21 protein-coding genes are annotated in these 19,560 nt (G+C 67.2%); 6 read left to right on the top strand and 15 right to left on the bottom strand.

The window, feature by feature from the left end; genetic code table 11:
- Nucleotides 1–4: 4 nt before the first annotated feature.
- From ACFVW6_RS13790 to ACFVW6_RS13765, 6 genes are read right to left on the bottom strand one after another with little or no spacing between them, the layout of a single operon-like run.
- Nucleotides 5–1,270: a cytochrome P450 gene (locus ACFVW6_RS13790; protein WP_378827888.1), complete on the bottom strand. Its 1,266-nt coding sequence runs from the start codon at nt 1,268–1,270 to the stop codon at nt 5–7.
- A 16-nt stretch (nt 1,271–1,286) separates the two neighbouring features.
- Entirely contained in the window at nt 1,287–2,411 is a 1,125-nt protein-coding gene (locus ACFVW6_RS13785) for a hypothetical protein (RefSeq protein ID WP_378827890.1), read from the bottom strand.
- Nucleotides 2,408–3,187, bottom strand: a complete 780-nt coding sequence (locus tag ACFVW6_RS13780; RefSeq protein ID WP_378827892.1) for an acetoacetate decarboxylase family protein — start codon at nt 3,185–3,187, stop codon at nt 2,408–2,410. The genes ACFVW6_RS13785 and ACFVW6_RS13780 overlap by 4 nt, the downstream gene beginning before the upstream one ends.
- A 1-nt stretch (nt 3,188) precedes the next feature.
- The gene (locus ACFVW6_RS13775; RefSeq protein ID WP_378827894.1) at nt 3,189–3,989 is read right to left on the bottom strand and encodes an SDR family NAD(P)-dependent oxidoreductase; all 801 of its coding nucleotides are present in this window, start codon (nt 3,987–3,989) and stop codon (nt 3,189–3,191) included.
- Between the two features lie 17 nt (nt 3,990–4,006).
- Nucleotides 4,007–5,251 (bottom strand): NADH:flavin oxidoreductase/NADH oxidase family protein, encoded by a 1,245-nt coding sequence (locus ACFVW6_RS13770; RefSeq protein WP_378827896.1) that lies wholly within the window; start codon nt 5,249–5,251, stop codon nt 4,007–4,009.
- Between the two features lie 29 nt (nt 5,252–5,280).
- Nucleotides 5,281–6,672, bottom strand: a complete 1,392-nt coding sequence (locus ACFVW6_RS13765; protein WP_378827898.1) for a flavin-containing monooxygenase — start codon at nt 6,670–6,672, stop codon at nt 5,281–5,283.
- 219 nt (nt 6,673–6,891) lie between these two features.
- Between ACFVW6_RS13765 and ACFVW6_RS13760 the strand changes: the two genes are divergently transcribed.
- Nucleotides 6,892–7,350, top strand: a complete 459-nt coding sequence (locus ACFVW6_RS13760) for a TetR/AcrR family transcriptional regulator (protein ID WP_378828188.1) — start codon at nt 6,892–6,894, stop codon at nt 7,348–7,350.
- Here the strand turns inward: ACFVW6_RS13760 and ACFVW6_RS13755 are convergent.
- Nucleotides 7,318–7,962 (bottom strand): TetR/AcrR family transcriptional regulator, encoded by a 645-nt coding sequence (locus tag ACFVW6_RS13755; protein WP_378827900.1) that lies wholly within the window; start codon nt 7,960–7,962, stop codon nt 7,318–7,320. The genes ACFVW6_RS13760 and ACFVW6_RS13755 overlap by 33 nt on opposite strands.
- 165 nt (nt 7,963–8,127) lie before the next feature.
- On the opposite strand from ACFVW6_RS13755, the gene ACFVW6_RS13750 reads away from it, so the two are divergent.
- Both ACFVW6_RS13750 and ACFVW6_RS13745 read left to right on the top strand, forming a co-directional pair.
- Nucleotides 8,128–8,481: a hypothetical protein gene (locus ACFVW6_RS13750; RefSeq protein WP_378827902.1), complete on the top strand. Its 354-nt coding sequence runs from the start codon at nt 8,128–8,130 to the stop codon at nt 8,479–8,481.
- Between the two features lie 13 nt (nt 8,482–8,494).
- Nucleotides 8,495–9,133: a TetR/AcrR family transcriptional regulator gene (locus tag ACFVW6_RS13745; RefSeq protein WP_378827904.1), complete on the top strand. Its 639-nt coding sequence runs from the start codon at nt 8,495–8,497 to the stop codon at nt 9,131–9,133.
- Between the two features lie 146 nt (nt 9,134–9,279).
- Here ACFVW6_RS13745 and ACFVW6_RS13740 read toward each other — a convergent pair whose 3' ends face one another.
- The 3 genes from ACFVW6_RS13740 to ACFVW6_RS13730 are packed head-to-tail and all read right to left on the bottom strand — an operon-like array spanning nt 9,280 to nt 12,404.
- Complete coding sequence (locus ACFVW6_RS13740) at nt 9,280–10,881, bottom strand: AMP-binding protein (RefSeq protein WP_378827906.1); 1,602 nt, start codon at nt 10,879–10,881, stop codon at nt 9,280–9,282.
- Nucleotides 10,878–11,837 carry an alpha/beta hydrolase gene (locus ACFVW6_RS13735; protein WP_378827908.1) on the bottom strand — a complete coding sequence of 320 codons (960 nt, stop codon included), beginning with the start codon at nt 11,835–11,837 and terminating at the stop codon, nt 10,878–10,880. The genes ACFVW6_RS13740 and ACFVW6_RS13735 overlap by 4 nt, the downstream gene beginning before the upstream one ends.
- 51 nt (nt 11,838–11,888) lie before the next feature.
- On the bottom strand, nt 11,889–12,404 hold the full coding sequence (locus tag ACFVW6_RS13730; protein ID WP_378827910.1) for a nuclear transport factor 2 family protein: 516 nt from the start codon (nt 12,402–12,404) through the stop codon (nt 11,889–11,891).
- Between the two features lie 438 nt (nt 12,405–12,842).
- Here ACFVW6_RS13730 and ACFVW6_RS13725 point away from each other — a divergent pair, with 438 nt between their 5' ends.
- The 3 genes from ACFVW6_RS13725 (at nt 12,843) to ACFVW6_RS13715 (ending at nt 15,959) form a co-directional block, all read left to right on the top strand.
- Complete coding sequence (locus ACFVW6_RS13725; protein WP_387791702.1) at nt 12,843–13,766, top strand: hypothetical protein; 924 nt, start codon at nt 12,843–12,845, stop codon at nt 13,764–13,766.
- Nucleotides 13,767–13,969: 203 nt separating this feature from the next.
- Nucleotides 13,970–15,022, top strand: coding sequence for an alcohol dehydrogenase catalytic domain-containing protein (locus ACFVW6_RS13720; protein ID WP_378827915.1), 1,053 nt, complete (start codon nt 13,970–13,972; stop codon nt 15,020–15,022).
- Nucleotides 15,023–15,173: 151 nt separating this feature from the next.
- The gene (locus tag ACFVW6_RS13715; protein WP_378827917.1) at nt 15,174–15,959 is read left to right on the top strand and encodes an SDR family oxidoreductase; all 786 of its coding nucleotides are present in this window, start codon (nt 15,174–15,176) and stop codon (nt 15,957–15,959) included.
- Nucleotides 15,960–16,217: 258 nt separating this feature from the next.
- Here the strand turns inward: ACFVW6_RS13715 and ACFVW6_RS13710 are convergent, their stop codons facing one another.
- The 5 genes from ACFVW6_RS13710 to ACFVW6_RS13690 all read right to left on the bottom strand — a co-directional run bounded on the left by ACFVW6_RS13710 (nt 16,218) and on the right by ACFVW6_RS13690 (nt 19,559).
- Complete coding sequence (locus ACFVW6_RS13710; RefSeq protein WP_378827919.1) at nt 16,218–16,472, bottom strand: hypothetical protein; 255 nt, start codon at nt 16,470–16,472, stop codon at nt 16,218–16,220.
- Between the two features lie 310 nt (nt 16,473–16,782).
- Nucleotides 16,783–17,286: a hypothetical protein gene (locus ACFVW6_RS13705; RefSeq protein ID WP_378827921.1), complete on the bottom strand. Its 504-nt coding sequence runs from the start codon at nt 17,284–17,286 to the stop codon at nt 16,783–16,785.
- Nucleotides 17,287–17,527: 241 nt separating this feature from the next.
- Entirely contained in the window at nt 17,528–17,863 is a 336-nt protein-coding gene (locus ACFVW6_RS13700; RefSeq protein WP_357348271.1) for a YnfA family protein, read from the bottom strand.
- 22 nt (nt 17,864–17,885) lie between these two features.
- Nucleotides 17,886–18,197 carry a MerR family DNA-binding transcriptional regulator gene (locus tag ACFVW6_RS13695; protein WP_378827923.1) on the bottom strand — a complete coding sequence of 104 codons (312 nt, stop codon included), beginning with the start codon at nt 18,195–18,197 and terminating at the stop codon, nt 17,886–17,888.
- 126 nt (nt 18,198–18,323) lie between these two features.
- On the bottom strand, nt 18,324–19,559 hold the full coding sequence (locus tag ACFVW6_RS13690) for an MFS transporter (protein ID WP_378827925.1): 1,236 nt from the start codon (nt 19,557–19,559) through the stop codon (nt 18,324–18,326).
- Nucleotide 19,560: the final 1 nt, after the last annotated feature.

Genomic DNA, 19,560 nt, shown 5'->3' with positions numbered 1-19,560 from the left:
GGTGTCATGCCTCGGCCGCAGCTATCGAAGTGAAGGTGAGCGGCATCGCCGCGGGTCCGCGCAGGGTGGTGTGCTCGCGGTAGGGCGGTGGGTCCATGGTCAGGCGGGGGTCGATGACCCGGCGGGCCAGGCGGCTGACGGCGACGGTGGCTTCGAGGCGAGCCAGCGAGGCGCCGAGGCAGAAGTGCTGGCCCAGGCCGAAGGCGAGATGTCGATTTGCCCGGGCGGGGTCGAAGCGGTCGGGGTCGGTGAAGACCGCGGGATCGCGGTTCGCCGCGGCGATGAGCATGACGATCAGGTCGCCGGCCACGATGGTGACATCCGGGAGGTGAATGTCGTCGCGGGCGATCCGGGGAATCAGCTGGACCGGCGGGTCATAGCGCAGGCTTTCCTCGATCACCGCGGCGGCGAAGGGCGGCGCGGCGCGCAGAATCCCGAGATGGAGGCGGTGTCGTAGCAGGGCGAGAACGGTGTTGGCGATGAGGTTGACCGTGGTTTCGTGGCCCGCGATCAACAGCAGAGCGCACGTGGCGATGAGTTCGTCGTGGGCGAGTGCCTCGTCTGTTTCCTCGGCGGCGATCAGCGCGGACAACAGGTCCTCGCCCGGCCGGGTGCGGCGGTGACGCGCGAGTTGTTCGAAGTAGTCGTGCATCTCGTTGTTGTCGCGAACTAGCGCCGCAGGCTCGGGGCGGTGGAGGGTCGCCGTGGCTGAGACGGGGTCGAGCGCGCGGGTCAGCCGGGTCGACCACCGTCGGATCAGCGGTTCGTCATCGAGCGGAACGCCGAGTAGTTCGCAGATCACCGTGACGGGAAGTGGACCGGCCAGATCGGCGACGACGTCGAGTCGACCGCGGTCGGCCGCCCGATCAAGGGCAGCGTCGGCGATGGCGGTGATGCGTGGCTCCATCCGGCGTACGACGGCGGGGGTGAAGGCTTTGGCTACCAGGCCACGCAGGCGTGCGTGGTCTGGGTTGTCGCGAAACAGCATCGGGGCGGTGCCGACGAGTTCGCCGGCAGCCTCACCCACGAGATCGTGCAGGGGCGTGGGCCCCAGGGGAATCGCGGCGTGGTGGCGTTCGACGCTGCTCGCCTTGTGGCGCAATACCGTTGCGCAGTTCTCGTACGACGACAGCACCACCACCCCCGCCCCGCCCAGCCGGAGCGAACCGTGTTCACGAACGCGGGCGTAGAGCGGGTAGGGGTCGGTGCGTTGTGCCGGATCGAGCAGCTGGGCGAAAAGTCCGGGGTCGATCGGGGGTGGGGTGGTCATCATGTCGCCGCGACGGTCATCCGTGCCGGATGGCGCGGTGGGTGAAGGTGGGTGAGGTTCCGGGATTGAGCAGCGCGCCGGTCAGCTCACTGGACGGGAAGAACTGGAGGAAGCGCGAATCCTGCTGGGATACATCGACAATGGTCTTCTCGATGATCAGCGAGTTGTACTGCTCGTAGGTGGTCTCGATGGTGTTGACGTTCAGCACCACCTCGTGTCCCCAGGATTTCGCCGCGTTCGCCAGGCCGGGGATCCGCGACCTGTCCGGGGTGAGGCATTCGGTGGCGATGGCATTCTCGCTGATCGCCCAGATACCGGTGTCGGTATTGAGTACCAGGGACTGGTTGCCCATCGCGTGGCCGGGCGTGGTGATCAACGCGACGCCGGGGCCGAGCAGGACGCTGCCGTCCAGCGGCAGGATCTTCTCGGGCGGCAGGTCGACGAAGGTGCGCGGCTGGTACCAGGGCCGTTGGAAGGGATGCAGGTCGGCCATGGCCTCGAGTTCGTCACGCTGGGCCAGCAGCTTGGCATTCGGAAATGCCGCTGCCACCGGACTGTTCGGGCTGATATCGGGCTGCGGCCGGGTGGTGCCCAGCCAGCGCCGCACGTCCTGGGTGTGCAGGTGGTCGAAAGCGAGGTAGTCGACCTCGGCCGGATCCACCCCCGCACGGTGGCAGGCGGTCAGCACATCGGTGTGCTCGTGGACGAACAGCCCACGCAACGGTCCGGGGGCCATGCGTTTCATGTCGTCGAAATAGGGTGTGTAGGAGTCGAGTTCGTGATCACTCGGCTCGAAGAGCAAAGTGCGCGGGGTGCCGTCGGTTTCGGTCCAGCGCACGATCAGCAAGCGGTTGCTGATCGTGACGAACGGCGTGGGGCTGATCGCGGCGCGGAACAGACCGTAGCGAGTCGGGTAGGGCAGCGAGATCAGATCGTGGGTTCGGACCGAGTCCGGGCGGCCGGTCGCGGCGAACTCGTGACGGAAATCCAGTGCCGCCGTTCGGCATGCGCGCAGTCGTGGACCGAAACCACCTGGCGCGGTGAGCGCCTTGTCGAAGGTATCGATCCGGGGAAACGATGCGGTGACAGCCGGTCGCGGGATGGCGAGCGGCTCGGTGACGAGTCGATCGGCGATACTCATAGGACTCGGGGCCGCATCCGGGTGGCGGTGAACAGCGGGGTGAGCGGTCGCAGCGGTATCGGTGGCACCCACACGCCGAGCAGGTCGACGCGGTGCAGCCGTGCCTCGATCACCCGCCCGATCCCCATCTGGTCGAGCGGATCGCGTTCGGAGCCGTGCAGTTCCAGGGTGAAGTCCTCGATCTGCCGTACCTCGATCACGCGCTCGCGGGGCGTGAAGCCGACCAGGAAGGCGGGGAACAGGCCGGCGAGGCCGACGACGTTGCGGTGGGGGCGGGCCAGGATCGGCGGTGGATCGGCGATGACCGCGCCGAGCTTGCCACCCATCGTGAGCAGCTTCTCGCCACGGCGCGACGCCTCGGCACGGATCTCGGTGTCGGTGGCGGTCCAGTCGACCTCGCCGAGCTTCTTCGGATAGCCGAGCAGTTCACGTCCGATGATCAAGGCGACATCGTCGTCGAGAATCATCCACGGGCAGTGGATTCCGGTGCCCTGCACGGTCTTGATGTGCACGAACAACCCCGCCTCGTGGTATCCCGGTGATTCGAAGTTGTTGTCCGGGAAGCACGCGGTGAACAGATCCGCGCGTGCCGGTTCGGCCAACCGCACCCCGGCGGGGAGCCAACGGCTCATCGCATCGGGCTCGATTTCTACGGTGGCGCTGAAGTAGTGGGCGTCGCGATAGAGGCTGCGGCGTGGATCACCGATCGCCAGTGCGCGCCGCACATCCGCCCCGAGAGAGCGCCCATCGGTGCGGTCGGCAGGTTCCCAACCCATGTCACTTGACCTTTCGGTAGACGGTGCGCAGGATCGGGCCGACCAACCCGCGCGGGGTGTACTGGCCGCCGACGGTCTGTACTTTGGCGAAGATGCCGGGGACCACGCGGCGGCGGCCACCTGCCATGCCCGCGATCGCGTCGCTCGCGGCCTGTTCGGCGCTGACCCACAGCGGTCCCGGTACCAACCGGTCCAGGTTCGGAACCTCGGCGACTTCGGCGTATTCGGTCCGCACCGGGCCCGGCGCGAGCAGGGTGCACTGCACGCCGGTGCCTGCCAGTTCACCGTGCAGCGATTCGGCGAAGGTGTTGGCGAAGGCCTTGGTGGCCGCGTAGGTGGCGTTGTTCGGGCCGGGCTGGTTGCCCGCGGTGGATCCGGTGATCAGGATCGCGCCCGCGCCCCGCGCGAGCATGCCGGGCAGCACGGCCAGCGTGAGGTCGTGGACGGCGACGGTGTTCAGTTCCACCTGTTGGCGTTCCCGGGCCGGGTTCGCGGTCGCGAGTGTGCCGTAGGTGGCGAAACCGGCGTTGTTGCACAGCACGGCGATCTCGCGCGAGGCTAGTTCGTCGCACAGTTTCGCGCGCTCGTCGCGGTCGGACAGGTCGACTGCGCGGACCTCTGCTTCGATGCCGTGGCGGCCGGCGAGCCGGTCGGCGGACTCGCGCAGCCGGTCTTCGCGTCGTGCCACCAGGATCAACGAGTATCCGCGACGGGCCAGGCCGTCGGCGAGTGCCTCGCCGATGCCGGAGGAGGCTCCGGTGACGACGGCCCGCAGGGCGGGGGTGGGAGTGGGCAAGCTCATGAGTAACTCCTCGGTGATCAGAATTGGGTGAGCGCGCGGACGGTCACGGTGGTCCCGGCGACGGCCAGCGTCCGGAGCGCGCCCGGTCCGCTCACCTGTCGCTCGCCGGCCGCGATGCGACGGAAGTTCGCTGCGTGCCAGGCGAGTTGGAGGTAGGAGTTGATCGGTGTCGCGCCCTTGATCGGGATGCGCGGTGCCGTGGGCAGCGTCAGCGGCTCCTGCGTGCCGGCCAGCAGTTGTGCCGCGATCTCGGGGCGCACCGCGAACGGACGGCCGAGTCCGATCACATCGACCGCGCCCTGGTCCAGCACGTCGTTCATGAAGTCGAGGGTCCGGATTCCGCCGGTGAGCATGAGCGGCATCGCCGATTCGGCGCGTAGATTCTGCGCGTAGCGCAGGAAGTACGCCTCTCGCGCACGAGTGCTGTCCTGCACGACACCGGTCATGGCGGGGGCCTCGTAGTTGCCGCCGGAGACCTCCAGCAGGTCGATCCCGATCTGATCGAGGGCCAGCGCGATATCGAGCGATTCGCGTTCGTCCAGTCCCCCGCTCTGGAAGTCGGCGGAGTTGAGCTTCACCGAGAGCAGCGCCTGTGGCCCGATGGCCGCACGCACGTCGGCGACGACCTCGAGCAGCAGGCGACGGCGATTCTCCGGGCTGCCGCCGTATCGGTCGGTGCGCTGGTTGGCGATCGGCGAGAGGAACTGCGAGAGCAGGTATCCGTGTGCGGCGTGTACCTGCACGCCGGCGAAACCGGCCTCGACGGCCAGCTCCGCGGTGCGTACGAAGCGGCGTCGCAGGTCGGCGATGTCATCGAGCGTCAACGCGCGCGGCTTGCGCAGGTTGTAGCCGATCGTCCCCGGACGCAGCGCCGACGGGCCCACCGGTAGCCGATTCAGCGGGCCGATCGCGACCCGGCCGGGATGGTTGATCTGCATGACCATGACCGAACCCTCGCGCGATCCCGCGCGCGCCCAGTTGCCGACGGCCTCGAGGTGGCGATCGTCTTCCAGCGTCACATTGCGCGGCTCGACGTAGGCGCGGCGGTCGATCATGACGTTGCCGGTGATCAGCAGACCGGCACCGCCGCGGCCCCAGGCGCTGTAGAGCCGGGTGAGGGTCTGACTGGGGGCGCCGTTGATCTCGCCGAGTTGTTCGCTCATGGCGGCCTTGGCGATGCGGTTGGGCAGGGTGACCCCGCACGGCAGAGTCAAGGGGCTGCCGATGGCGACGGTGTGGGGTGCGTGGTTCTTCGGGGGCATGGAGAGGTCTCCTGGGTTGGTAGTTGCGGTCAGGCGATCCGGCGGCCGACGGCGCGGACCGGGCTCAGCACGATGCGGGGCAGGCTGCGCGACGCAACCGGCCCGGGTGCGGTGCTCGCCGTGTCCGGCGCTGTCGTGGCGGGGTCGCCCAACAGCAGAGACTGCAACGTGGACAGCTGGGTCAGCCTGCGCACCAGCCATCGGCCGCGCAGCACTTCCCAGCGCAATTCCGGTCCGCCCGCGAGGATTTCACCCGAAGGCTCGGAAACGATCGAGTACAGATCGCCGAGCGGGGTGCGGATGCGCTGTTGCAGCAGCGCGGCCTCGGCGAGCAGTCGGGAGCTGTTCATCAGCAACATGCCCGCGCCGGAGCGCGGCGCGACCAGTCCGGCGAAGGAGAGGTTGGCCAGGCCGGGCGCGAAGGTGTGCGACACCAGCCGTGGCTGACCGTTCTCCCAGGTGAGCAGCCCATCGCGCAGGAACGGGAAGGTGGTCTTGAACCCGGTCGCCCAGACGATGGTGTCGTATTCGCCGCTGGTGCCGTCGGTGAAGTGCACGGTGTGCCCGTCGAAGCGCGCGATCTCGGGGCGGACCGCGATCCGGCCGTGCTTGAGGAAGTAGGGCAACTGCTGGTTGACCACCAGATCCTGGTCGAAGATGCGGTGTTTCGGCTTCTCCAGCCCGAACTGGTGATAGCTGCCCATCCCGAGTGCGACGATCGCCCGAAAGACAGTCTCTTGCAGTAGTTTCGGCACCGGAACGGACCCGATGTCGAATTTGCTGCTCGGTACGCCGAGCACATATTTGGGAATGAACCAGTAGCTGCGGCGCAGGGAGATCTCCGACGTGCCGAAATTCAGTGCGGCTTCCACTGCCAGATCGCAACCGGAGTTGCCGGCGCCGACGACCAGGATCCGCGTGCCGTCGAGATCGGCGGGGCGCTTGTAGTGCTTGGAGTGGAGCTGCTTGCCGGTGAATTCGCCCGGGTAGGTCGGGATGTTGACGTCCCAGTAGTGCCCGTTGGCGACGACGACGCCGGCGTACTCGCGCACCTGCCCATTCGCGAATTCGACCCGCCAGCCCGCCAGGCCGGTGTCGTCGAGCGGCGCGACATCGGTCACTTCGGTGTCGAACTCGATGCGCCGGTCGAGTCCGAACTCGGCGGCGAAGGAATTCAGGTAGTCGCGCATCTGTGCGGCGCTGGGAAAGTCCGGATAGTCCTCGGGCATCGGGTAGTCGGGATACTCGGTGACCGCTTTGGCGCTGATCAGGTGGGTGGAGTCGTACACACCGTGCGACCAGTTGCCACCGATCGCGGCGGTCGCCTCGATGTGGTCGTAGTCCAAGCCGAGATCGGTATATGCCTTCGCCACGGCCAGACCGGTGTATCCCGCTCCGATGATGCAGTATCGGCGCGTCATTGCGACCTCCCATCAAAAGCTACAGTGATAGTAGCTACAGTGAGTGTAGTATTTGCCATCCGGTGGTCCGGTGTCAAGCGAGGGACATCGAATCGCCCATGACACTCGGGACGATTCACGAGGAGAAGTCACTTGGACAGCGCACCGCGGCAACGGCAAAGAAGGCGCTACGCTGCGCGTAAGACACCGGCGGATCGCCGGGAACAGATCCTGGACGCCGTGCTCCGCATCGTCGTCGAACAGGGCGCGCACTGGGTGACCATGAACAGGGTGGCACGTGCAGTGGGCGTCAGCCGCCCCGTCATCTACCGCGCCTTCGCCACCACCGACGACATGCTGACCGCCTCACTGGAACGAGAACACAGGGCGGTGCTGGCCGAGCTACTACCCTCACTGTTCATCCTTCAGCCTCCGAAGGACACTCACCCCGGGGGTCGTGGACATCGAGATCACCGCACACGTCGTATACACACTGCTGTGGGAAGCCTGCCGCACACTGCTGACAGAGCCGGAAGCCTTCTTTCACCAGCGCATTGTCATGTTCGCTCACACAACGATCGCCGACCACGTCGACAACCCGCGAAATCTCGGCGAACAGCCGACGGCCGAATCGACGAAGGGCCCCGTCGACGACGGCGGACTTCGTCAGGCTTCCGAAGGACTACGAAATGTGGGTAGGGCAGGGAGGAGCCGAGCGACGTAGTCGCGAATGCGTTGCGGCGGAAAGGCATCGGGTTCGGCCAGCACGAGTCGGCCCGCTTCCCAGAACAGCGCGTGGATGAGCCGGGCCGTGAGCTCGACGTCGGTCGAGGCGAGTCTGCCGGATGTCACCGACGCGCGCACATAGGCGGCCAGAGCCTCGGTGAACACCTGGCGTCCGCGCTCGAGACGTCGACGGAAGGCGGGGGTGCTGGAATCGGCGAGCTGGAACGCCGCCCGCCAGCGATCAGGGGCCGCCTGCACCACATCGAGGAAGCGGCCGAGACTGTCCGCCAAGGCACGCGCGGGATCGTCGTCGTCCCGTGGCGACAGCTGGACCACCGTGGCCATCTGCGCCACCGCCCCGGCCTCCTCGCGATCGAGGCAGGCCAGCAGCAGCTGGTCGGAGTCGTCGAAAAGGCCGTAGACCACGGGACGACTCACGCCGGCCTCTTTGGCGACAGTGTCGATGGACACCTTGTGTACACCCTGCCGGACGATGACCCTCAGAACCGCGTCGAGCAACTGCTCCCGACGCTGCTCAGGAGCCATTCGCGGGGCATACGCTGCCCGGCCCTGCCGTTCGGCCACGATCCCTACCACCTTTCCGCGCCGACAACGGTTACCCAGCGGGCAGCGCCGCGAGAATAGTACAACCAATGTAGCTACACATAATGCAGCATTACTTCGGTTGCAAGCTGTCAACGCCCGATAGGCAGGCCGGGTTCGCCGCGGAGACCGCCCATCGCCGCGCATGTGCAGACGGAACACGCGTTGGCCGGATCGGTCGTTGGCCGACCCGACCCGCCACAAGCTCGAGGAACCGGATGGATTCGGCCACTCGCGGTCGCGGATTACAACACCGCGCACTCGGCCATCGGACGCGGCGACCCCGATCTCGCGGACAAGCTCGACGGGCAGGCGCACGAGCGCGCCGCCGCGTTCTGGCCGAACAAGGGCGAGATCGATCCACGCCCGGACCAGAGCCTCGGGTACGCCTCGATCGCGCCGGTCGCGCCGAAGCGGCCCGCCGTTCCCGCCGGCGCGCCCGCGGCCCTGGTGCTGCTGCCCGTTCCCGCCGTTCGCGGCGATCAGCGGCAGCCGAACTGAGCAGGTTTCAGGAATGACAAGCAGTTACTCGACGCGATCGCCGCGTACGCAAGCACAGCGCAGCGCGCGGACGAAGGAGCGACTACTGGAGGCGACAATCGACTGCTGGTCCGAATTCGGCTACGCAAGCACCTCGATGCCTTCGATCGCCCAGCGCGCCGGAGTCACCCGCGGCGCGCTCGACCACCACTACCCGTCGGCGGGCGAACTCGTCATCGCGGCCGCCACCTATCTGACAGACAGGTGGTCAGCGGATCTGATCGCTGCCTCCGCCGACGGTGAGCTGTCGATTTCCCAGCAGCTCGATCGGCTGTGGTCGACTCATCAGGACGGGATCTGCTCAGCGATGATCGAAGTGACGATCGCGGCCCGAACCGACCCAGCGCTGGCGTGCCACTGGCAATCCGTGCAGGACGGCCTTCGGCCACGTAACCCCGCGCCACCACGATCCGAACCAACGAGGTTCCCGGAGTGGGCGGATACCGCCCTGGACGCCATCTGCGGCCTACTGATGAGAACCTTCACCTCCAGCGACCCGGCCACCGCGCGGCAAGCTCACTGGCCGCAACTCCGACAGCATCTGATCACAATGATCAAAGCCGAAGCACCGACCAGATCCGAGCAGTCCTCGACGACAGTTCCCGCCGACTGAACACCGGCGCGGTCGTACATGATTGGTGCGCACCAGCAGTGCCCTGAACTGCGTAAACAAGATTCACCAAGTGGTCAGGTTGATGTCGATGGACGTGCGCACGATCTGCGGTGTGGTCATCTCCCACGGTGTCGGTGGTTCGGCCGCTATCGTCGATCGGTTCGAAGCTTGTAGCGCTGGAGTTTGCCGCTCGGAGTCTTCGGTAGATCATCCACGAAATGAACCCTGCGGGGATAGGCGTGCGCGGCGAATTGTTGTTTGACTCGCTGCTGGAGTTCTGTGACGAGTTCGGGCGAGCCTTGCCCGCCTGCCCGCAGAACGACGTACGCCTCCAGTACCTCGCCGCGGAGCTCGTCCGGCGCGGCGACGACCGCGGCCTCTGTGACGGCGTCGTGGGTGGCCAGGACGTTCTCCACATCGGCGGGGCCGATGCGGTAGCCGGCCATGATGATCACGTCGTCGTCGCGAGCGGAGAAATACACGCGCCCGCTCTCGTCCTGCTTGGCGGTGTCGCCGGTGAAATACCAGCGGCCATCCGCGCTGTATCGCTCGGCGGTCTTGTCCGGGGCGTCCTTGTATTCGCGAAACCACATCAGTGGGCTGGTCGTGTCGAGGGCAAGACGACCTATGGTGCCGTGCGGCGCGACGACGTCCGCGTCGTCGGCGAGTACCACACACGACCAGCCGGGAAGCGCTCGACCCATCGACCCGGCGAGGATGGGCTCGCGGATCTCCGCGCGCCACGCGTTCGCGATCACCATGCCGAGTTCGGTCTGCCCGTAGTGGTCGCGCACCTCGACACCGAGTGCCTCACGCGACCAGTCGACGACTGTCGCGGGGAGCGGCTCGCCCGCCGAGGACGCGCAGCGCAGCCGGACAGCGGGGCCGGGCTCGGCCCGCATCGCGCGATAGATCGTCGGCGCACCCGCGAAGTTGGTGACCTCCAACTCGTCGAGGACTCGCCAGGTGAGCTCCGCCGAGAAACCGGCGTGCAGCAGGATGCTGGTCCGGCCCATCGCGAGTGGGGCGATGATGGCCAAGTAGAGGCCGTAGGCCCATCCGGGGTCGGCGGCGTTCCAGTACACGTCGGACGCCCGCACGTCCAACGCGTCGATCAGGTAGCGCTGCATCGACGCGAGCGCGCGGACAGTGACCGGGACGCCCTTCGGCGCGCCGGTCGTTCCGCTGGTGTACAGCAGCACGAGCGTGCCGTCGGCGCCGATGCGCACCGGCTCGGGTTCGTCGGCGCTGCCGATCGCGGCGAGCAGATCGTCGAACGCGTGCCAGTTCGGCCGGGTGGGTGCCTGGCCACCGACCTGCACGACGCGCAGTTCGGTGTCCGCGGCGAGCTTGTCGGCCTGATCGGCATCGGTCACCACGAATTTCGCGTCGGCGCCGCCGAGCCGCGCCGCGACGGCGGACCCGGCGAATGCGGTGAACAGCGGTACGTGCACGGCGCCGAGCCGCCAGATCGCGAGCAGAACGACCGGCAGCTCCGCCGACTTGCCCATCAGGACACCGACGGTGTCGCCGCGGCGCACACCGAGGTGAGCCAGGCCGGTCGCGAATCGCCTGGATCGTTCGGATAGCTCGCCGTAGGTGAGCTCGCTGATCTGCAAGTCCGGCTCGACGATGCGGAACGCGATGGCGTCCGCCGGATGCCGGTCGCACAGCAGGTCGGCGGCGCATGCGTCGGCCGCGCCGTATTCCGCGAGAGTAGCGGCGATTTCTCGGTCTATCGAGATCATGTGGGGTTCGGCTTCCTGAGAGTCGATTCGTTGCTGTGCAGGCGGATGAAGGATGCGGCTTCGTCGAGAGCCTGACGAGCCTCGGGGATGGGGAAATTGGGCCAGACGTGCACCATGCCCGGGTAGTGCCGGTGATCGATTGCTGGATTGGCTGCCTTCAACCGCAGCGCGTCGGAGCCCAGGATTTCGCGATCCCCGCTGAAGACCATGGTCGGAGGCAGGTCGGCGTGGGAGGCGAACAACGCACTGACGCGCGGGTCTCGCGGCGGGAGCCCTTTGAGCCATCGCGACCGGACTTCGCCGAACAGGCCAAGGGAAAGCATGGGATCGCGACGTGCCAGGGCTTTCTGGCCAGGGTCCTCGCCGGTGAGGTCGAGCGCCGGAGAGAAGAGCACCAGGGCCTTCGGCTGGGGAAGTCCGGCATCGCGCAGCGCCTGTGCGAGCAGCAGCGTCAAGGAGGCGCCCGCGGAGTCGCCGAAGACGATGATGTTCTCCGCGCCGTGGGCTTCGGCGAGGGCGAGGTAGTGCCGCTGGATCGCGGTGGTCGTCTCCGCCCAGTCCGCTTCGGGGCCGAGCGGATAGATCGGCGCCACCACCTCGGCGTCGACGCGTTCGAGCAGGCCGATCGGGATATTCCATTGGATCGTCTGCAGATCCATGATGAAGGCGCCGCCGTGCAGGAAGAGTAGCCGCAGCGGTGTTTCCGGGGCACCCTTTCGCCTGGCACGGAACGTGCGCAGTCCCGCTTCGATCCCTTCCCGGAAATCGAGTTTGGCCAGGCCCCGGCGGGATGGCCGTTGTGGCCCCGCCGCACGATCCTTTTCGATCATCCTGGCGAAATACGCCGGGTCGCCCAGGTCTATCGGTGCGAGCTTTATCGCGTAATAGAGTGCTGTGCTCGGGAGCTGTCGCCAGCGGCGCGAAATCGCTCCAGACAACGTCGATGTTGTCGTCATCAGATACCTCTTGTTCGTCTGCACAGGCCCGCTGTCGAGCCCGGCGTCCGGCTATTTCCGGCCGTATTTTCCGTCGATGGTCATTCCGCGCGACTCGGCCATCTCGAAGGCGTCGTGGGTGTCGATGACCGGCGCGACCGATTCGATGGTCTGCACACCTGGGAATTCCCTGTATGTTTCGACATCGAGCTGACGCTCCATGAACTTCGCGTAGTTGGCGTCGGTGTAGAGCCGCTCAGCCGAGATCAGTTCCGTCTCGGGATCGAAGGTCATCACCACCAGGTACAGCCCTTTGAGCCGACTGCCCTCGGGCGTGTTCCATGACACCCACGCCTCGCGGACCAGCGAGTTCGGCCCGCCCGCGTGCACTCGCTTCTCGGCCGCGATATTCCACTGCTGCGCACCGGGCAGCATCCGCCGGTAGTGCTCGCGAATCGCGTCGAGCCCGATCGCCACCAACCCGTCGCTGGGAAACTCCCAGCGGCCGTTCGGGGACACGGTGGCCATCGTCGCTTCGATATCCATCTCCAGCTCGGCCTTCTCGTGCGCGAGCAAGATGTTTTCCATTTGTTCGAAAGTGAGTTCACCCATGATGATTGCACCTGTTCTCGAAAGCCCGAAGCAGAATCATGCGGCTAATTACCCACGTCCAGTTCGGGAGACCTCGGCGGGGACCACTTGATGCCGGTCAGGCCGCTCTATCGAATCGTAGGAAGGCCATATCGAGTTTGTCAATGCCGCGCCCCAGACGCGCGAACGGCCGGAATATCGACATATTTGTGCCACGTTTGGCGGGTACTATCAGGAAAGTAGGAATGCGATAATAAGCGATTCATTCGCATCACCCGAGGCCGGAGCCCATTGCCATTTCTCGACTCGATTTCGACCGCGGATTCCAGCCCTGCGCGTATCATCTCCGAAGAGAATACGGCGCGCGATTCACACGGCATACGCTCGATCACCTACGCAGGGAGGAACGCACTCGTGGGAAAGCTGTCCTCGGATGTGAGCGAACCCCTCGAGGTCGTCCGGTACTTCGATGCTCTCGTCTCCAGCAGGGTCGGGCTCGACGTGCTGCTGCGCGGCGCGGCCGTCCTCGCCGGAACCGTGGCCGGCGCGGTGCGCAACGGGCGGATCTCGCGATTCGACCCGGCTGGGCGGAACGTTTCCGGCGACGACGAGGGGCCGAGGAGGCCGGAGCGGTCGATCGAGGGCGGGCGTGTGTGGCTCGAGCGCGACGACGCCGCCCATGCCAACGACGAGATGATCCTCGAGCGGTTGGCCTTCGCGGTCGGGCTGCTCGGTGCGTGGAGCGACCGGGCCGCCGGGCTCGCCCTCATCATCGATCAGGCGCGATCGGTCGACGAACGAGCGCCCGGGCTGGCCCGCCTCCACATCGATCCGAGTACCCGGATCAGGCTCATCGCCACCGACGTGGGCGTGGCGCCGGCGGGCATCTCGGCGGCCGTTCCCACTCGATACGGAATTCTGCAAGCGAGTCTGGACCTGAGCGGACGGATCGAACCACCCGGACCCGCGGGCCTGGGGATGTGGGTTCGGGCCGACCACGCTCCGGAATCGTGGGATGGAGCGGTCATCGCCCACCGGCTCACCAACCCCTCGACACCCGTCGTCGACGCCACCGATCTCGGGGCCATGATCATCCTGGCCCGTGACCACGATGCGGCGTCGCCACACGGAGACGTGACCGCGCTCGTCCACCTCGATGCTCGCTCGGCGGAGGTGCTCCGGGTGCTCTGTGATCTCCCCAGTCTCCGCAGCGCCGCGGTCGAACTCGCCATGCACCATTCGACGCTGCAGGCCAAGCACGAGAGTCTGACCCAGCTCCTCGGGTATGACGTGCGCACGACCGCGGGCCGCATGCGCTACATCGCCGCGGAATTCCTTCGCCGTCTCGGCGACTACTGATTCGGCTGCCGCTCGGACTTACCGCGCATGGCGTGCGAATGGCGGGAAAATCGCTCATTTTCCGCCGCGCTCGGCGGATGGTGCGCACCCGCACCGGGGGCCAGGATGGGAATACCGACCGGTGCCCATCAGCGGCATCGTCCTTCTCCGGCAGCGGAATTCGACGGTCCCGCGTAGGCCCACAAGCGCAGAATGAGGAACGCATGAAGGCAGCAGTTCTCCACGGCAAGGAAGACCTCCGAGTCGAGGAGGTGCCGGAGCCCGTGACCGGACCCGGACAGGTGAAACTCGAGAACGCCTACGCCGGTATCTGCGGGTCCGACCTGCACTTCTACTTCGCGCCCGAGTCCATTCCCTACGACCTGACGACGCCGCATCCGCTGACCGGCGCCAAACTCCCGCAGATTCTCGGCCACGAATTCAGTGGCACCGTCGTCGAAGTAGGCGACGGAGTCGCCGATATCGCGGTCGGCGATCGTGGCGCCGTCTTTCCCGTCGTCGCCACCTGCGGAAAGTGTTCCGCGTGCCGTCGTGGAGTTCCGATGACCTGCGCGCTGATGGGATCGCTCGGCGCGAACGCTGTCGGCGGCGGTCTCTCGCGCTATGTCACGGTGGACGCGAGGCAATTCCACCCGTTGCCCGAGAAGGTGGACCTGCGCACCGGTGCCCTCGTCGAGCCGATGTCGGTGAGCTGGCACGGCGTCGAACGCGGCGGTGTGCGGCCCGGCGGAGCCGCGCTCGTGGCCGGAGCCGGTCCGATCGGTATCGGCGCCTGGTTCGCGCTCGCGGCGCGCGGGGTCGATCGAGTACTCGTGTCCGAGCCCAACGCGCAACGGCGCGCGACCATCGCCGCGCTGGGCGCGAGGGTCGTCGACCCGGTGACCGAAGACCTCGCGGCCGCGGTGGCCGCTGTCACCGACGGCGAGGGGCTCGACGCGGTGTTCGACGCCGCCGGAGTCGGACCGGCGATCGAGTCCGGGGTGGCCCACCTCGCGCCCAACGGCCGCCTCGTGGTCCTGGCGCTGCACGAGCACCCGATGGCGTTGCAGCCCACGGATCTCATGATGGCGCAGAAGGAGATCGTCGGGTCGGTCGGTTATCAGCCGGAGGAGTTCCGCTCGGTCATCGCGGCGATGGCCGACGGCGTCTACGACACCACCGGATGGGTCCAGGAATGCGAGATCGACGACATCGTCGACGCGTTCCATCTCCTGCGCGCCGGATCCGCGTCGAAGATTCTCATCCGCGCGAGCTGACCTGCGGTCCCTGCACTCCCGTCGAGTTCCTTGCCCGCATCGAGGGCTTCCCACAGCAGCGGCCGCGATCTCCGCGGGTGTTCCCGGCACAGGTCGAACAGTCGCCCGACCGGCTCGGCCAGCTGGTCTATCTCACCAGAAGGGTCTCCCCATGAGCACTGTCGCTCCCATCCCCGTTCGTTTGCCGCTGCCCAGCGCGTTGGCCGGTGACACCGTCGTCATCGCGGGCGGAACCTCGGGCATCGGGCTCGCCGCCGCCGGCCTGTTGCGTTCGGTCGGCGCCCGTGTGGTGCTGATCGGACGCGACCGCGAGCGACTCGCGGCCGCGATCTCTCGACTGCGCGGCGAGAATCCGGGCGAGGAAGCCGTGCTGGGCGTCGCCGGTGACGGCGGAGACGAGAAGGTCCTGGCCGAAGCGTTCGACCGCGCCGGAAGCGTCGACCATCTGTTCGTCACCGTGGGCGGGGCAGGCGGCATGGGTCCGTTGACCGACATCCCGACCGATGTCCTGCGCGCGACCTTCGACTCCCGCGTTCCCGCGGCCTACGCCGCCGCCCGGATGGCCGCGGGCAGACTCCCCGCCGGTGGCTCGCTGACCTTCAGCTCGGGCACCGTCGTGGTTCGTCCATTCCCCGGCGCATCGGCCGGGCTGGCCGCAGCCGGCGCCGTGGAGGCACTCACGCGGTCCGTCGGCGTGGAACTCGCTCCGGCGCGAGTGCGCGTCAACACCATCCGCTTCGGTCGCGTCGATACCCCACTGCTTCGGTCGGCCCCGCTGATGGATACCGAGGAGCGCGTCGCCGCCGCGGGAGCGGCATGGCCGCTCGGTCGGTTCGGCACTGCCGAGGAGGCCGCCGCCACCGCACTGTTCCTGATGGCCAACAACTACGTCACCGGACAGATCATCACCGTCGACGGTGGCGAAACCATGGCCTGATTTTCCGATCCGACGCACCGTGTGGATGTGCCGGGCCGTACCCAAGCATTGATGACGTGGTTCATCTTCGGATTCCGCAGCGGTAGAGCGCGTCCTGGCCCGGCATCCCCTTGGGCGCCTTCGCCGAGCAGGTCGGACCTTGCGGCCCCTGAACTACGTCGAAGGCCACTGCCTGGCCAACCTCGATCGGGCGGAGGTCGGACGAATTCGATGGCGGAGAAGTGCACGGGCCGAAGAATCCTGCCGAACGCCCGACAATCAGCTGTGCAGCGAACACCACCATCTCGCGAGGTCGAGCGCTTCCAAGTCCGTGAGGTCGCGGTGAATCTCACCGCTGGACAGCTTCACGGCGAACAGATCGAACTCGACAGGCCCCTCATCCTCGTCCACTGTCGCTAGCTCGACCCCGGCCGGATCCGGCTCGATGAGAGCGAACCGGTTGTCGATCGTCAGGTTCATCCGCTGAACCGCGCGGACAACCCGAACCACATGAGCTCGATCTTGTTCTGCCACCAGCGCGACGCTAGTCCGCCTGGGACCCGGGCCTGGAAACTTCGATCGTTTCGTACTCACACGATCAACAATCAGGCACTGTGAGGCAACAACTCTCGAGAAGGCTCCGCGATTCCGCCTGCCACATCCGGAGTTCCATCACGTCGCCCTCCAGGAACGCGCCCACGGGCCCTTGCCGACGAAGCCGCGCACGACGACGTCGAATGCGCTCGGGCCCCGAAACAGCGAGACTCCCGGCGAGACTGCAGTTTTCACCGCAGCGGCACCGGGAGTCCGCGAGCCGGGGGCAGCTATCTGCCTGCCCGATCGCTCAGGGCAGGACCTGGGGAACGGCCTCGGGGTTCACGTGGCCGACGACGCCACCGATGATGGCACCGACGATCGCATGGGGGATCGTGCCGAGGATGAGGCAGATCGGGTAGCCGACGCCCAGCAGGACCACGGACGGGAGGCAATTGACCAGGGTGGCGAGCGCACCGATACCGGCACCGGCGAGAGCGCCGTTGACCACCGGGTCGGAGTTCTCGGCGGTGGGATTGGTCGCCACCTCGTGCAGCTGGGTATCGATCACGTCCGAAACGACGGGAGCGACCTCGGGATCGATCGCCTCCGAGACAGCGCTGTCGCCGGAAAGCCCAGTGTCGTGCGAAATCTCCGCGCTCACCGGGGTCGCGGTTCCGAACGAGAACTCGGCGATGGCGGTCTCGACGCCGCCACCCGGGATGGCCGTCGCGATGGCCGGCTGAGCCTGCTGGTCGGCGAAGGCGTCCGCCGACGCGACACCGTTACCGGCGAAGGTGACCGCCACAACCACCGGCAGTGCACCGAGAAGAAAGAGGCGAGTTGAGCGCATGAACATTGAGTAATCCCTCTCGACGTTGTGCCCCCCAACCCGGACCAATCGAATGTCGACCGAGCTATTAGTAATAGCCCTACCGTCTTAATGGCAACTTTTATGATCTATTTCACATTGACAGCGGGATACCAATCCGCAAACGCCTTTGTCTCGGTGTCGCGCTATGCCGGTTCCGACTGCGGATCAAGTCATTGAATATTCAAGCGGGGCGCGGGGCGTACATGATGACCGCGACGCCGATCAGGCAGATCATCGCGCCGATGACGTCCCATCGGTCGGGGCGGAATCCGTCGAGCGCCATCCCCCACAGCAGTGATCCGGCCACGAAGACTCCGCCGTAGGCGGCGAGGATACGGCCGAAATTGGCGTCGGGCTGCAGTGTCGCGACGAATCCGTAGATGCCGAGGGCGACCACACCGGCACCGATCCAGGCCCAGCCGCGGTGTTCGCGAACGCCCTGCCAGACCAGCCAGGCGCCGCCGATCTCGGCGAGCGCGGCCAGGACGAACAGCAGGATCGAACGCACCACGGTCATCGGCTGAGCCTAAATGCCTGGTTCACGGCGCGACCGCACCGTTCGATGCCGCGATGGCCCATGCCGTCGTCGAACGGGACCGGGCAAGTGGGGATTTCGCTGCGGTGACGGCCTGCTCCGGGTACAGGCGGTGCCCGCCCAGGGAGCGGTCCGGTTCGGCCGGCAATCCGCGGCGTTCGTAGTAGCGCAGGGTTTGCGCGTTCACACCGGCGGCCGCGGCGAGATCCCGGGCGACGGCTTCGGCGCCGACGTCCAGAACCAGCTCCAGCCGCGTCGGGTCGGTCCGGTTCGAGCTGTGCACCGACTCTGCGAAGAACCGGTCGAACTCGGCCACCCGGATCGGTTGCTCGGCGGTGGGCAGGGTGCACGCGGATGGCACCCAGTGCCCCTGACCTGGTGAGATCGTCATGAATCCACGGTAAGCCTGTACCCGGGTACCGGATGCAAGTGCTGATTCCGGTCACCCATCGCGATCGGCGAGGACGGGTTTGCGTGGCATGGTCGCGGTGGAGATCACGGCGGCGACGGCGGCGATCGCGGCGAGGACGAGGTAGGTGCGCGACCAGGTGCCGGTCCAGCTCATCAGAGCGGTTCCGGCGAACGGCGCGGTCGCCATCACGATCACCACGGGCGCCGACAGCAGGCCGTTGAGGCGGCCGTAGTGGGTCGCGCCCCAGCGGTCGGTGATCGCGGTGGCTTGCACCAGGGTCATGATCCCGCGGATCACACCGGCACCGATCGATACCGCGACGAGCGCGAATACCGTTGTCACCCAACCCAGCAGCGCCGTGGCGAGCGCGGTGGTCGCGAACGCGCCGACGATGCGGGCGCCGGGCGTGGTGCGCGTCATCAGCGGCAGGTAACCGAGCCGGCCCAGCACCTGCCCCGCGCCGCCGAGCCCCAGGGTCAGCGCGGCCAGCGACGGGGAGAATCCGCGCTCGATGAGCAGCGGGACCAGGTTGAACACACCGGCGAACGCCGCGAACGCGCCCAGGCTCAGGGACACCACCAACGCCAGGAAGGCGGGGCTGCGAGCGATCGCCCGATGGTCGTCGTCGTGCTGGGTCGCCGGCGGCGGTGCCGCCGGCCAGGGACCCGCCAGCCCGAACAGATGGCCGGGCACGGTGACGACCACCAGCACGACCGTGAGGGCGAGATAGGTCGCGCGCCAATCGGTGCGCTGGACCAGCGCGGCGGTCAGGGGGGCGAAGACCGTGCTGGCCAGACCACCGGCGAGGGTCAGGATCATCAGGGCTTTGACGTGGTCGGCGCCGAACCAGCGGGTCAGCGCCGCGAAGGCGGGCGGGTACAGCACCGCGCCCATCGCGACCCCGGCCGCGAGCCAGCCAAGGAAGAACACCAGCGGATTCGGGGCGAGAGCCACTACCACCAGCGCGGGCACCGCCAGGATCGAGCCCGCGGACATCACGGCTCGGGGCCCGACGCGATCCAGGACGCGCCCGACCGGGATACCGGTCACGGCCGCGGCGAGCTGGCCCAGCGAGAACGCCGCGGTGAGCATCGGCAGTGACCATCCGGTGTCGGCCGAGATCGAGACCGACAGCACGGGAAAGGCGTAGTAGAGGATGCCCCAGCTGGTGATCTCGGTGAGGCACAACGTGATCAGCACGCGCCGCCGCAGACCGGCACCGGGCGACGCCGGTCCGGTCTGCGTGGCCGTCACGGTGGACGACATC

Origin of the sequence: Nocardia sp. NPDC058244, from assembly GCF_042882065.1 — a bacterium.
Lineage (GTDB): Bacteria > Actinomycetota > Actinomycetes > Mycobacteriales > Mycobacteriaceae > Nocardia.
The sequence above is the reverse complement of the archived record's forward strand: the minus strand, read 5'-3'. Positions and strand labels throughout refer to the sequence as shown.